This window comes from Plantactinospora sp. BB1, from assembly GCF_003030385.1.
In the GTDB taxonomy this organism is placed as follows: domain Bacteria; phylum Actinomycetota; class Actinomycetes; order Mycobacteriales; family Micromonosporaceae; genus Plantactinospora.
The window spans coordinates 3,627,324-3,639,615 of record NZ_CP028159.1 but is presented as its reverse complement, the minus strand read 5'-3'; the positions used below and the strand labels follow the sequence as shown (position 1 = coordinate 3,639,615).

The following is a 12,292-nucleotide window of genomic DNA, read 5'->3' as shown; positions in this document are numbered from 1 at the left end:
GAGCAGCGTGTCCATGACCCAATGCCCGGGATTGCGGTGTGACGGTCAAGAATTGCGATAGACCGAGGGACGTGTTCCGGTGTGCCGCAGGAAGGCAGTCGACAGCGCGCCGGGGCTGGCGAAGCCGCACCGCAGCGCGATCTGGGCGATCGCCAGGTCGGTGTCGCGCAGCAGCCGTTTCGCCTCCGCTATCCGTAGTCGGGTGAGGAACCGGTGCGGTGTAACCCCGGTCACCTCCTTGAAGACCCTGACGAGGTGGTAGACGCTGAGATGCACCTCGCCGGCGATGTCAGCCAAGGTGATCGGGTCGGACAACCGGCCACGCATCAGCTCGACGGCGGCACGGACGCGTGTATCCTCCCGGGTCGGCGTCCGAGGAGGCGGCACCCGCGCATGACGGGTGAGCAGGTGTACGGCCAGGAAGGCGGCCGCCGACTCGGCATACAGGTCACCGGCATCGTTCGGGCAACCGACCGCCCGGACGGCCTCCTCGATCAGCGAGTCCCCGGCGGCCAGGGAAGCGGCCATCGCCTCGTAGTCCACCGCGCGGCCACCCAACTGGGCCGCGATCCGATCGACAGTGCCACGCGGGATGTGGACCTGCACGCTCCGCATCGCCCCGTCCGCGCGATAACGGCGAAGGACGGACTGATCCGGGACGCCCAGCTCAAGCCGCCCCGGTGTCCACGTGTAGCGGCTCCCCCGGCCACCACTTCGGGTCTCCATCACCGCCCGTCCCGCGACCGGCAGCACCAGGTGCAGATCCGCCGTGGCCGGCAGTTCCATGTCGTCGGCCACGGTGACGTGCTCGAACTGCTGGACGAGCAAGGACTGCCATCCGGCGTCCTGCCAGCTGCAGTACGTCCGCCGAACGTACCGAGCCATGTCAAAACCAACATATGGCTGGAGATCGAAACAAGTGGAGTCGAACACCATGGTACCGAGGTTACCGATCGTCACCGGAAGAGCGCAGGGGGCACGCGTCCCACCTGGCTGGGAACCACTTCGGGCCGACCTGAAGGCGCCGGCGGCAGCACGGGACCCGCCAAGTCGGATCTCCGCACACGCTCGCGGCGCGGTGTCACCGGTTCCCTGCCACGGCCGCCGGGTATCGGGTCAATTGACCGGGACAATTCGCCCACTGTGGAGGTCATGTCGTGCACTCGTCCCGAGCGCTCGCCACCGGGAATCGCCCTCGCCGCCGTCGCCCTGACGACGCAGGGATGCGCCCCGTCCAGCGACGCCACGTCTCCCGGCACATCGTCGCCGGTTCCGGCCGAGACGTCCACCACGGCACCGTCCACTTCGGCACGGTCCGGCGGATCACCCTCGGGCGAGACCGATCACTACGACGAGATCCTGGCCGGCGATCGCAAGGTCCTCATCCACATCGCCGAGGACGACAAGGACTGGAGCGCCACCTACGAGGGCCCGATCTCCATCGGCGGCGGCACCGACGACGGTGCGCTGTTCCGCATCGTCCCGGCCTCCGGCGGCAGCCACCTCCTCGAAGCGCTGCGCCCGCGCGAGGAAGGCGGCCGCTGGTGCGTCTACGGCGATACCCGCAAGAAGCCTGTCAGTCTCAGCACCAAGACATGCGCGGAGGACGAGACCACTCTTTTCAAGGTCACCAAGGCTGACGGGACGGACGATCAGGGCCGCGTCACGCACCACCTGACGAACGAGAGGTTCGGCGCGGTCCAGGTCAAGAACGACGGCTCGGCGCTCTACATCCAGGAAGTCGGGGACGGCGGCACCCGCGGCACGTACAGCTTCGTCGACCGCGGCCCGATTGAATGAGCCCATGATCCGGCAGCTGGAGAGCCAGGCCGAGGAGAGGGGCGGTGGCCTCAGGAAGTCTCGGCGGCAGCATCGCCGATCCACTGCTCGATCCACGGCCGGTAGTAGGTGACGTCGGTATAGGTGGCCGGTGCCGTGCCGCACGCCGGGCCGCCGTGCGTCGCACCAACGAGCGCGGACGACCCGGTCGTGCCGCGGACGGCCGGGCCGCCGGAGTCGAAGAGGCAGGCCCCCTGGTTGGCCTCGGGGTTGCCGACGCACAGGTTACTCCAGCTCACCCGGTCGGCGCAGTCGTCCGCCGGCCGCACGACCGTGTCCAGCTGTTGCAGCACCTCAGGCTCGGCGCAACCCTCGTGGTCCTGCGGATCCCTGGTGCACCCCCAGCCCAAGATGCGCACCGGGGTCTGCTCCGCGGCGGAATCCGCGATCGGTACGGGTTGCAGGTCCACCGGGGCGGCCAGCTGGATGACGGCCAGATCGGCCACCGGGTGGGTCTCGAACCGCTCGGGCGTGACGAGGACGCCCCCGGTGTCTTTGCGGACCGAACCGATGCGCAGCTGCAACCCGACGAAGTTGTCAGCGCGCAGGCAGCGCGCGGCCGTGACGATCCATTCCGGACTCACCAGCGAGCCACCGCAGAAGTGGCTGTTCTTTTGCAGCGACACCATCCACGGATACGTCTGATCGGCGTCCGTGCCACCCACGATCCTTCGCTGTGCGTACTCGGTCTCGGTCCGCGCCGATGCCAGATCGGCCGGCAATGTCAGCCCCAGCGCGGCGACAGCCATCGTCAGGAACCTGATCCTTCTTCCCATGGGCATCCCTAGGAAGTACCCATTTGGACCGAATCCGCCCGGCGAGTGCGGTGCCCGACCCGATCCTTCGCGTCGACACGCTGCGTATCACCGGACACGCAGGGATCACACAGCGGCGCCTTGATGGTCTATGGCTGGGGAACGTGCAGCAGTCGGAACCGCTGTGTGCGACCGGCGTCGAGGAAATGGAGCCAGACACCCGCAGGCGCGCAGTGCAGGGGCTTGTCGGGCGGATTCAAGAACTCGGTCTCCCACACGGAGACATCGCTGCTGGCCACGACATTGGTCAAGCGGTATCGGACGCCGTCCTCGTGATTGGCGGCGATGAAGCGCGCCAGCCGACCGTACCCGTGCTCGAGAGTCCCGTCCGGCAGCGCCACCTCGGCCGACGGAGACCAGGTTTCGGCAAACGTCGCGGTGACCAAACCGGCACGCATCGCGGCCAGGCTCTCCTCGGCCTCCCGACGCGACCGCAGCGTGCGGGCGGCGGCATCGGGATGGGCCACCGCGGCGGTCGCCCGCAACTGTTCGGCGAGGTTCCTGCGCGCTTCGCTGAGGCGGCTACGCACCGTACCCACGGGTACGCCACACAGCTGGGCGATCTGCGTGTACGTGTTGGCCTCGGTGAAGTAGCGGAGCATCGACACCAGCCGCAGGTTCGGGGTCAGCTGTTCCAAGGCGTGCCACACCCAGTCCCGCAGCGCCTGCCGTTCGAGCAGTTCGGCCGGGTCGGCGGCAGCGGCGGCCACGTCCACCCCGAGGTCTGGGACGAGGATCGGGCTGCGCGCGCGCAGGGAAGCCAGGCAGACCTTCCGGACGATGCCTCGCAGCCAGGGACCGACGTTTTCCGGGTCCCGCAGCGTAGCCAGGCGGGACACAGCGACGACAAAAGCCTCCTGCACCGCGTCCTGCGCGTCGGGCCCGTAGCCGAGAAGGGCATACGCGGTGGCAAGCATCCGCGCCTCGTGACGGTAGACCAGCACGCCGAAGCCGGCGGCGTCGCCAGCCCGGGCGAGACGCACCAGATCCGCGTCCGAGATGGCGTCGATCACCGTTCAAGACTATAGCCGTCGAGATTCGTCGGCCGAGCGGTCGAACTTTCGGCGCCGAGCGCGCACCTGAGGACATGAACCTCATCGCAACGACACGGGCCGGCAAGGTACGCGGCCGGCCGACGGCTTCCGGCATGGCCTTCCTGGGGATCCCGTACGCGGCAGCGCCGTTCGGGCCGAACCGGATGCGCCCGCCCCAGCCCGTCGCCCCCTGGGAGGGCGTCCGGTCCGCCACCGAGCACGGTCCGACTGTCCCCAAGGGGCACTACCCGCCGCCGTACCGCCTGTTCTTCCCCGAGATCGCGAATCCGGGCCCGGAGTGCCTGAACCTGAACGTGTGGACGCCCGACCCCGGTGCCGGAGGGTTGCCAGTGCTGGTCTGGATACACGGCGGCTCCTTCACCAACGGCTCCGGATCGGTCGGTGATTACGACGGCAGCGCCTTCGCCGCGGCCGGGGTCGTCTGCGTGACGATCAACTACCGGTTGGCCGCCGAAGGATTCCTGTACCTGCGAGACGGACACCCCAACCTGGGGCTGCTCGACCAGATGGCGGCCCTGCGGTGGGTGCAGGACAACATCGCCGCCTTCGGCGGGGATCCCACCCGGGTCACCGTGGCCGGCGAGTCCGCGGGTGCGATCAGCGCCGTCACGCTGATGTCGATGCCCGCGGCCAAGGGCCTGTTCAGCCGCGTGATCGCGCAGAGCGGCGCGGCCGCCAACACGCTCACCAGCGAGCAGGGCCATCTGGTCGCCGGTCACCTCGCCGACGCGCTCGGCGTGGCGCCCACCCGAGCGGCCATCGAGAACGTTCCCCTGCAAACGTTGGTCGATGCCGCGTCAGACCTGGTCACCGAGGTCCAGACCGCCCCCGATCCCGCGAAGTGGGGCGCGATCGCGGTGAGCCAGCTCGCGTTCGCGCCGGTCGTCGACGGCGATGTGCTCGTGGACACCCCGTTGGAGGCCCTTCGGCGTGGTGTGGCCGCGGACCTGCCGCTGCTTATCGGGTCCAATCGCGACGAGGCACGGCTCTTCCTGGTCGCCCCCGGCCTCTGGGACCACATTGGCGCCGACGCGGTGGCGGCGACCGCGGCAGGGTACGGCCTGACGTCCGCGCAAGCAGCGGTCTACCGAGCCACCCGGCCGGAGGCGAGCCACGCGGAGATCCTCTCGGCCATCGCCACCGACTGGAACTTCGGCATTCCCGTCGTACGGGTTGCCGAAGCTCGGCCGGCGGCCACCTGGGTCTACCGTTTCGACCACCCGGAGCCCGCCGCGAACAACGGGCTCGGCGCCTGCCACGGCATCGATCTCCCGTACATCTTCAACACGATCGACAGGCCGGACGTCCGGCCGCGCATCGGCGACACTCCATCACGAGCTGTGGCCGAGACCATGCATGGCCTCTGGGTCTCTTTTATCGCCGGCAACGCACCAAGCTGGGCCCCCTACCGCGTCGCCGGCCGAGCTGTCGCGCTGATCACCAGCCAGATCGAGGAGGTAACCGATCCCGCCGCAGCCGAACGGCAGGTCTGGCAGGGCATTCGGTGACGCGGTGAGCATCGTCAGCTCGTCGCTGGAGTCGCCTGGGCAGGCTCGGCATCATCGGCAGTATCTGCGGGTGCGTGGTTGAGGGCCGGGTCGACAACCTACCCGACTGACGAGTTGCCGGCCGATGGAATCGGCCTGAACCATTTTCGCTTCGCCCTCCGGGGTGGCGGAGTGTCCTCACTCCGCCACCCCGGCACGACTCGGGCTTGGACACCTCGGCTGGCACGCCCCGCTCCTCCAGCCGGGATGCATGCGTTCGGATGGTCGGCGTTCGGATGGTCAGCGTTCGGTGCCGGCGCGTAGCCAGGAGATGTAGTCGGCGGCGGCGCGTTCGGTGTCGTACGCGGGTCGGTAGCCGGTGTCCTGTCGAAGACGTGTGATGTCGAGGTGGCCGTGGCTGCTGGTCCGGCCCGGCGGCAACGTGAGGTGGGCGTTGGGGATGACACTTCTGATCGCGGCGATGACTTCGGCGTTGGTCGTGGCGCGCCCGGTGCCGACGTTGTAGGTGCGGTGGTGGAGCTTGTCGGCGGTTTGGAGGAGCGCGATCGCCCGGCCGGTGTCCTTGACGTAGCAGAGGTCAAGCGCGTCGTCGAGGTGTGCGGGAATCCGGAGTCCGGAGAGGTCCGGTGCGCGCCCGTCGACGGCGGCGTGGATGAACTCGGGCGCGGGGAAGAACGGGTCGTGGTGGCCGAGCGGTCCCCAGGTGCCGGAGATGCGGTAGTTGACGATGTCGATGCCGGTCGCCTCGGCCAGGTGGGCGTTGAGTAGCTCGCCGATCTTTTTGAAGGTCGGGATCGGATGCGGTGCGGTCATCGGCAGGGGCAGGTTCTCGGCGAGCGCGCCGTCGGTCCCGACGCCCGCGTAGACGCCGATTGTGCTGGCGACGCCCACGCGGTTCACGTTCCAGTCCTGGGCGACCTGGATGATGTTGAGCAGCCCACCGAGCGCGCGACGGGTCGCGCCGACCGGCGGCTCCGGACTGGGTGGCCAGGGCATCGAACCGGCGAGATGCACGATCCCGGTGATCCGATGCCGCGAGCCGACGTCGCGCAGGCTGCTCAGGTCGGTCACGTCCGCCTGCTTTAGGTGGACTGGGCCGCCGAAACGGTCGGCCGGCAGCCGGGCGTGGCGACGCTGCACGAGCACGCATTCCTCACCCCGGTCCAAAAGTGCCTGCACGGCGTGGGAACCGATGAAACCGAGCCCTCCGGTTACCAGGATCATTCTCGTCCTCATCCCTGTCGACTCGCTGATCGTCAGCACTACTGACGATCAGCGTACCGGTAGGATGGTGGGTATGTCGAGCGACGACGGACCTGGTCCGGAACTCAGCAGGCGGCTGGGCTATCTGTTCAAGCACGCCGCTGCGCGGCTAGAGGAGCTCCACACGCAGGCGTTGGCACCGTTCGACGTCGACGCACGTGAGCTTGGAGTCCTACTCGTCTTGTCCGGCCACGAACCGGCCTCTCAGCAGCAGGTGGCACAGCGGCTGGGCGTGGACCGCACGACGATGGTTGCCCTGATCGACAGGCTCGAAGACAAGGGCCTTGTGTTCCGTCGTCCGCATGCCGAGGACCGGCGCCGCAACGTGATCGACCTGACGGACCACGGCAAGGACACCCTCCGTCGCGCGACCCGGGCGAGCGACGACGCCGAACGTGCCCTCCTCGCACCGCTCACTTCGCAAGATCGGAAGCGCCTGCGAGACACGTTGCAGCTCATAGTCGCTCAAGGCAACTCCGACAAGACCGATCGCCATTGACCCGGGTGACCAACATGCCCGGCCACATCCGGCAGATGACCGTCACGACGCCGTCGACTCCGACCACAGGGCTCGAACGCCTCCTACCGCGGTAGGAGCCGACGCCGCGACGCCCACCCCAGGGAGGGGCCGGATCGACACTCCACTCTGAGGACACCACGGGGCCGCCGCCTCCAGACTGTCATCGAAGGCTGACAACGCAGAAAGGTAGATACATGCAGCAATCGGTCGAGGCGATTAGTGCCATCCCGGCCCGGATGAACGAGGCATGGAACCGCGGTGACGCCACCGCATTCTTTGCCGACTTCGCCGACGACGCCGAGTTCGCGGACTTCGAGGGGACCATCTACCGGGGACGCGAGCACATGATCGCCACCCATCAGCCAATTTTCGACACGGTGGTGAAGGGGTCGCGGCTACTGCACGGCGAGGTGCCGTTCGCCCGGATCATCGGGCCGGGCTGCGGCGTCGTACACCACCGCGTCGGGATCGCGATGCCAGGCGAAGAGGAGCCGCCGCCGAGCCGCTACTCCATGCAACTGTTCGTCATGAGCTGGCAGGACGACCAGTGGAAGGTCGTCGCCCTGCAAAACTCGCGTCTGATCTCGCTGGAGGCCGTGGCGGTTCTGGAATCAGTCAATCTCCAACGGCCGCTGGGATCGCAAACCGTCTAGGCCGCGTTTTCGCACGTCGGGCGCGAGTCCCTCGTTGACCGCGGCGAGGTGGACGGTGGCCCGGTACCGGACGGCGGGTCTGTCAACGCCGGTGGCGACGGCCCGGTTGCGTTTGAGCCGGTTGATGCCACATTCCACGGCGTGGCACTGCTTTTCAATGTCGGGGTCGAGGGACGGTGACCCACCGCCCTTCGACCCCTTCGTTCGCCGACCCGGAACATCGACGATCAGAGGTTCCGCGCTGCGGCTGGGCCGCGCCGGCCACTTTTCGGTCGCAGGTACGCGCGGGCGACCTGACCGGTGAAGAACCGACCGAACCGGGCGACGGTAGTCGCGTCACCGTCGCCGGTGGTGCGCAGTGACGATACAAGGCGGACGACCTCTGGCAGGCTGATGGTCATCCGGCCGGTGGGTTCGGTCGCGTCGTAGCGCTTGTCGGGGTCGACGACGGCGACAGCGAGGCGGGTGGTGGCGTACCACGGGTTGTTCCGCCAGCCGCGGTGGACGTGTTTCGTGCCGAGCAGCAGCCAGGGACGGCCAGTGTCATCGGTGAACGGCAGGTGGTAGGTCATGGTGCGGTCCGGGCCGCCGTCGACGGTGGCGAGCAGGTGCAGGCGGCCGCCGGAGACCATGGTCGGGCGGGCGGTCAGGCCGGTCACCCGGACGGTGCCGTAGAGTTCGGCCGCGTGTGTCGGATCGTCGATCATGGCCTGTAGGTCGGGTATCACCACGGTCAGCCGCAGTTTGGCGGCGCGGGACGGCCCGGTCTCGTCGGTGTCTGCTGGCAGGCGTACCGTGCCGGTCATCGCCTCTGTGAAGCGGACTCCGGCTGCGCGCCTGCGGGTCGGGCCGCGAGTGGCGACTGCTTGCACGGCGGCGTCCTCCGGTACGGGGCGGGGTGCGGCGTCGGCGTGCTGCGGTGCCTGCCAGGCGGGGTCGGCGGTGATGCGGCGGATCGCGATCTCGATGCACCGTTCGGCGACTGCGGTGATGGTCAGCGAGGGATTGCCGGCGGTCGCGCCGGGCAGTAGCGCGCCGTCGAGGACGTAGAGGCCCGGGTGGCCGAAGACCTCGCCGTCCGGGGACGCGGCGCCGCGGCTCGGATCCTCGCCCATCGGTACGCCGCCGAGGTTGTGCACGGTGACCGGCTGGCGGAACATGCGCCATGTGGGTGGCGCGAACGGGGTACCACCGAGCGCGCGAACGACGGCGGCGGAGACCACCTGCTCGTCGGTGTAGAGCGGGTCGTTGCGGGTGGTGTCCCAGACAACACGCAGTCGGTGCTGTTTGCCGCGCAGCTCGATCCGGCCGTCGGCACGGTCGCGGCCCATGGCGAGCAGCACGGCTGTCCGGTCGGTACGCAGGTGGCCGGCGAAGGTCTGGGCGGTGCCGATGAGGGTACGGGCGCTGCGGTTCATGTGCTCGGTCAGGTAGGACGGCAGGTGCATCGAACTGACGAGCTCCGCTATGTGCTCGGAGTAGCCGCCCTCCTCGATGACGAACCAGCGCTCGTCGTCGGGGTCGCCGCCGCGGATGACCGAGGCGGTGGTGATGGTCGGGCCGATCGAGGGTGCGAAGTCGGCGCCGAGGTCGCGGCCGAAACTGAGGAAGTCGCCGTTGCCGGAGAAGCGGCTGCCGACTGTGCCGGGCAGGTCCGGCAGTGTGCCGTACTGGTCGCGGCTGCGCAGCAGGATCTCGGTGCTGCCGAGCGCGCCGGCGCACAGGAAGACGTACCGTGCGGTGACCTCGCGTTCCGTGCCCTGTTTGCCGGTGCCGGGATGTCCGTACTCGCGCAGCCGTACCCGATAGCCACGATCGCCGGCGGTGCCGATCCAGACCGCCTCGGTGCGCGTGCCGACCTCGGCGCCGGCCCGCTCGGCCAGCGCCAGGTAGTTGCGGTCGAGGCTGTTCTTGGCGCCGACGTTGCAGCCGATGTCGCACTGGCCGCAGTAGGTGCAGCCGCGCTGGGGCACGCCGAACCGGTTGGTCTGGCCGGGGCCGCGATCGTCGAAGGTGATCGCCAGGTTGGGGTGGAAGAACCCGTCGCGGTGGCCCAGCCGGGTGGCCGCCTCCGCCATCAGCCGGGTCTTGGGCGGCAGGTCGCGGTCGGCCGGTATCGGCGAGATGTCCAGCATGTGCGCGGCGAGGTCGTAGAACGGGTCGAGGTGCGCCCGGCTGTATGGGGCGGGCCAGTCGGCGAAGACCGCCTGCGGCGACCGGGCGGCCACGTTCGCGTACACCAGGGAGCCGCCGCCGTACCCGGCGGCCCGGACGGCGAGGATGTCGTTGAGCGGTAGCGCGTCGTAGAGCCCGTGGCTGCACAGCCACAGCCAGCCGTCGTCCAGCCGCGACAGATCGCGCGGGAAGCTGCCGGCCGGCCAGCGGCGGCCTCGCTCGACGACGGCGATGTCGATTCCGGCCTGGGCGAGCCGGCAGACGGCCACCGCGCCGCCGAAGCCACTGCCGACGACCAGCGCCTCGTAGTGATCGCGGGCTAGGTACTCCGGGGCGTCGTGCATGTCGACGACGGTAGGTGCGGCCGGCCCGGCCGGCGTCGGAGCGTGGTAGCTGATCTTCTCCGTTCCCAGGGGGAGGATCGGCCGTCGTCCTACTACCCCCGGGGGGAGCAGCACGGGCACCGTGGTCGGACCGGGTGCGCCCGACCTCCTACCATTCCCGGTACACGCTCACCACTTCGTGACCGCGGCCGGTTCACCGTGCTGGCGGCCGTCCTCCGCAGCGCCTTCGGGGGTGACGACCCCGACCCTGGTCGGCGACGCCATGGTCGGCACGCGGACCGCATACATGGTGGTCGTCGTCGCCATGGCCATGGTGGCGGTCGACCAGCGACGGCGGGCCGACCCCGATCGCGATGGCGCCGACCCTCGTACCGCGGTCGGAGCGGACGGGGCGGTTCCTCCTGCGGGACCAGCGGACCGGGTACCGCAGCCCGACGACATCGGTGTCCGTCGGTCCATACCGTGTGCCGCGTGATTCAACCTGATCGCGGCGCCGTGGCCATGGCGCCGGGCCGCGACGTACCCGATCGTGCCGCGCGCGCCACGATCCTCGCCGCGGCAACCCTGACGATCATGGCACCAGCCGTCATCGCCCCCAGCCTTCCGGCGATGGAGCAGGTCTTCGCCGACCGGCCCGGCGCCTCCCTGCTGGTCCGCCTCGCGATGACGATCACCTCACTGACCGTCGCCGTCAGCGCCCCGCTGGTCGGGTTCGCGGCGGACCGTACCGGCCGCCGCCGGCTGCTCGTGTCATGCCTCGTGCTGTACGCGCTCAGCGGCACCGCCGGCTACTGCCTGAACGACCTGTGGCTGCTACTGGCAAGCAGGGCACTGCTCGGCATCGCCGTCGGCGGGATCATGACGGCCGTCAACGCCACCATCACGGACTGGTTCGACGGGGCGGCGCGGGCGTCCTTCCTGGGCCTGCAACAGGTGTTCGCGAGCCTCAGCGGCGTGCTGTTCCTGCCGCTGGCCGGTCTGCTCGCCACGGTCGGCTGGCGGGTACCGTTCTGGCTTTACAGCTTGGCGGCGGTGGTCGCCGTCCTCGCCGTCCTCACGGTGCGCGACCGGCCGCGGGTCGCTGCCCCGGCGGTCGCCGCCCCCGGGCGCGCGTTCACCAGGGACGTACTCGTCATTTACGGCCTGGCCCTGGTCGCCACAATATTCTTCTACATGGCGCCGACGCAGGTGCCCTTCCTGCTGGCGAGCCAGGGGATCGGCCCCATCCTCGTCGGTGTCATCGTCGCCGGCAGCACTGTGGCCAGCACGCTCGGCGGATTCGCCTTCTCAGCATTGCGCGGGCGCATGCGGCCGGGCGCCGTCACGGTGCTCTGCATCGCGCTGCTCGGCACCGGCTGGGTGCTCGTCGGTGCTGTGGGCACCGTCGCGGGTATCGCCGTGGGCCTGCTCGTCGGGGGTCTCGGTGTCGGATTCGCCATCCCCCACCTCACCCTGCGGCTGTCCGAACTCGCCCCACCCGCCTGTCGCGGCCGGGTCTTCAGCGGACTCGTCGCTGGGATCTTCCTCGGCCAGTTCCTCTCACCGCTGGTCGTCCAACCTCTGATCCAGGCCTTTGGTGTCGGTGCCGCCTTCACCTGGGCCGGGGTCGCCATGGTCGTCGGCGCGACCATCGCCGCCGCCGGTACGCGCAACGCGACATCGTCACGGAAAGGAACCCGATGATCTACCACGGTATCCGCTTCTCCCTCAAGCCCGGTATCCCGGAGGAGGAAGTGGTGGCCGGCCTCAAGGCCATGCACGACGCCTCGAGCGCGATCCCTGCCATCAAGTCGTTCGTCATCGGCCGCGACTTCGGCGGGGAGTACGACTACGGCGCCGTCTCCATCATCGAGGATCTGGCCGACTACGAGGTGATGATGAACCACCCGGCGCACCTCGAGATCGACCGGGCCGGCCTGCCGCTGACCGAGAAGTTCATGTCCTTCGACATCACCGACGACCCGGACCCGGAAATGGGCGCGAAGATCGCCGACATCCACCGGCGCCGGTACGCCGAGAACCCGGATGTCGCCGGTTTGGTCGCCGATCTCGACGACTACAGCGGTAGCGCCGCACCCAGCAAGCAAGGGAACTGACAAACCGGGAGATCGCCACGCGGC

General features: G+C 69.2%; 11 protein-coding genes. 6 read left to right on the top strand and 5 right to left on the bottom strand.

Features of this window, described 5'->3' with window-relative positions:
• Nucleotides 1-45: 45 nt before the first annotated feature.
• Complete coding sequence (locus tag C6W10_RS15930) at nt 46-936, bottom strand: AraC family transcriptional regulator (RefSeq protein ID WP_107258756.1); 891 nt, start codon at nt 934-936, stop codon at nt 46-48.
• 207 nt (nt 937-1,143) lie between these two features.
• Between C6W10_RS15930 and C6W10_RS15925 the strand changes: the two genes are divergently transcribed.
• Nucleotides 1,144-1,800 carry a hypothetical protein gene (locus tag C6W10_RS15925; RefSeq protein WP_107258755.1) on the top strand — a complete coding sequence of 219 codons (657 nt, stop codon included), beginning with the start codon at nt 1,144-1,146 and terminating at the stop codon, nt 1,798-1,800.
• 50 nt (nt 1,801-1,850) lie between these two features.
• Here the strand turns inward: C6W10_RS15925 and C6W10_RS15920 are convergent, their stop codons facing one another.
• Together C6W10_RS15920 and C6W10_RS15915 are read right to left on the bottom strand one after the other, a co-directional pair.
• Nucleotides 1,851-2,588 (bottom strand): trypsin-like serine protease, encoded by a 738-nt coding sequence (locus tag C6W10_RS15920; RefSeq protein ID WP_159104600.1) that lies wholly within the window; start codon nt 2,586-2,588, stop codon nt 1,851-1,853.
• 155 nt (nt 2,589-2,743) lie between these two features.
• The gene (locus C6W10_RS15915; protein WP_234361773.1) at nt 2,744-3,667 is read right to left on the bottom strand and encodes an RNA polymerase sigma factor; all 924 of its coding nucleotides are present in this window, start codon (nt 3,665-3,667) and stop codon (nt 2,744-2,746) included.
• Between the two features lie 74 nt (nt 3,668-3,741).
• On the opposite strand from C6W10_RS15915, the gene C6W10_RS15910 reads away from it, so the two are divergent.
• Nucleotides 3,742-5,217, top strand: coding sequence for a carboxylesterase/lipase family protein (locus tag C6W10_RS15910; RefSeq protein ID WP_107258753.1), 1,476 nt, complete (start codon nt 3,742-3,744; stop codon nt 5,215-5,217).
• A 279-nt stretch (nt 5,218-5,496) separates the two neighbouring features.
• Here the strand turns inward: C6W10_RS15910 and C6W10_RS15905 are convergent, their stop codons facing one another.
• Nucleotides 5,497-6,441 carry an NAD(P)-dependent oxidoreductase gene (locus C6W10_RS15905; protein WP_107258752.1) on the bottom strand — a complete coding sequence of 315 codons (945 nt, stop codon included), beginning with the start codon at nt 6,439-6,441 and terminating at the stop codon, nt 5,497-5,499.
• Between the two features lie 73 nt (nt 6,442-6,514).
• Here C6W10_RS15905 and C6W10_RS15900 point away from each other — a divergent pair, with 73 nt between their 5' ends.
• Entirely contained in the window at nt 6,515-6,979 is a 465-nt protein-coding gene (locus C6W10_RS15900) for a MarR family winged helix-turn-helix transcriptional regulator (RefSeq protein WP_107263979.1), read from the top strand.
• A gap of 215 nt (nt 6,980-7,194) precedes the next feature.
• Nucleotides 7,195-7,653 (top strand): SgcJ/EcaC family oxidoreductase, encoded by a 459-nt coding sequence (locus C6W10_RS15895; protein WP_107258751.1) that lies wholly within the window; start codon nt 7,195-7,197, stop codon nt 7,651-7,653.
• 227 nt (nt 7,654-7,880) lie between these two features.
• Here C6W10_RS15895 and C6W10_RS15890 read toward each other — a convergent pair whose 3' ends face one another.
• On the bottom strand, nt 7,881-10,172 hold the full coding sequence (locus tag C6W10_RS15890; RefSeq protein WP_107258750.1) for a GMC oxidoreductase: 2,292 nt from the start codon (nt 10,170-10,172) through the stop codon (nt 7,881-7,883).
• 471 nt (nt 10,173-10,643) lie between these two features.
• On the opposite strand from C6W10_RS15890, the gene C6W10_RS15885 reads away from it, so the two are divergent.
• Together C6W10_RS15885 and C6W10_RS15880 are read left to right on the top strand one after the other, a co-directional pair.
• Nucleotides 10,644-11,855, top strand: a complete 1,212-nt coding sequence (locus C6W10_RS15885) for an MFS transporter (protein ID WP_234361772.1) — start codon at nt 10,644-10,646, stop codon at nt 11,853-11,855.
• The gene (locus tag C6W10_RS15880) at nt 11,852-12,268 is read left to right on the top strand and encodes a Dabb family protein (RefSeq protein WP_107258748.1); all 417 of its coding nucleotides are present in this window, start codon (nt 11,852-11,854) and stop codon (nt 12,266-12,268) included. The genes C6W10_RS15885 and C6W10_RS15880 overlap by 4 nt, the downstream gene beginning before the upstream one ends.
• The last annotated feature ends 24 nt before the right edge of the window (nt 12,269-12,292 follow it).

Excerpts from the sequence above, each read along its gene's own strand:
- C6W10_RS15930 (WP_107258756.1), bottom strand. The coding sequence starts at position 936 with ATGGTGTTCGACTCCACTTGTTTCGATCTCCAGCCATATGTTGGTTTT.
- C6W10_RS15890 (WP_107258750.1), bottom strand. The coding sequence starts at position 10,172 with ATGCACGACGCCCCGGAGTACCTAGCCCGCGATCACTACGAGGCGCTG.
- C6W10_RS15905 (WP_107258752.1), bottom strand. The coding sequence starts at position 6,441 with ATGATCCTGGTAACCGGAGGGCTCGGTTTCATCGGTTCCCACGCCGTG.
- C6W10_RS15880 (WP_107258748.1), top strand. The coding sequence starts at position 11,852 with ATGATCTACCACGGTATCCGCTTCTCCCTCAAGCCCGGTATCCCGGAG.
- C6W10_RS15900 (WP_107263979.1), top strand. The coding sequence starts at position 6,515 with ATGTCGAGCGACGACGGACCTGGTCCGGAACTCAGCAGGCGGCTGGGC.
- C6W10_RS15910 (WP_107258753.1), top strand. The coding sequence starts at position 3,742 with ATGAACCTCATCGCAACGACACGGGCCGGCAAGGTACGCGGCCGGCCG.
- C6W10_RS15895 (WP_107258751.1), top strand. The coding sequence starts at position 7,195 with ATGCAGCAATCGGTCGAGGCGATTAGTGCCATCCCGGCCCGGATGAAC.
- C6W10_RS15920 (WP_159104600.1), bottom strand. The coding sequence starts at position 2,588 with ATGGCTGTCGCCGCGCTGGGGCTGACATTGCCGGCCGATCTGGCATCG.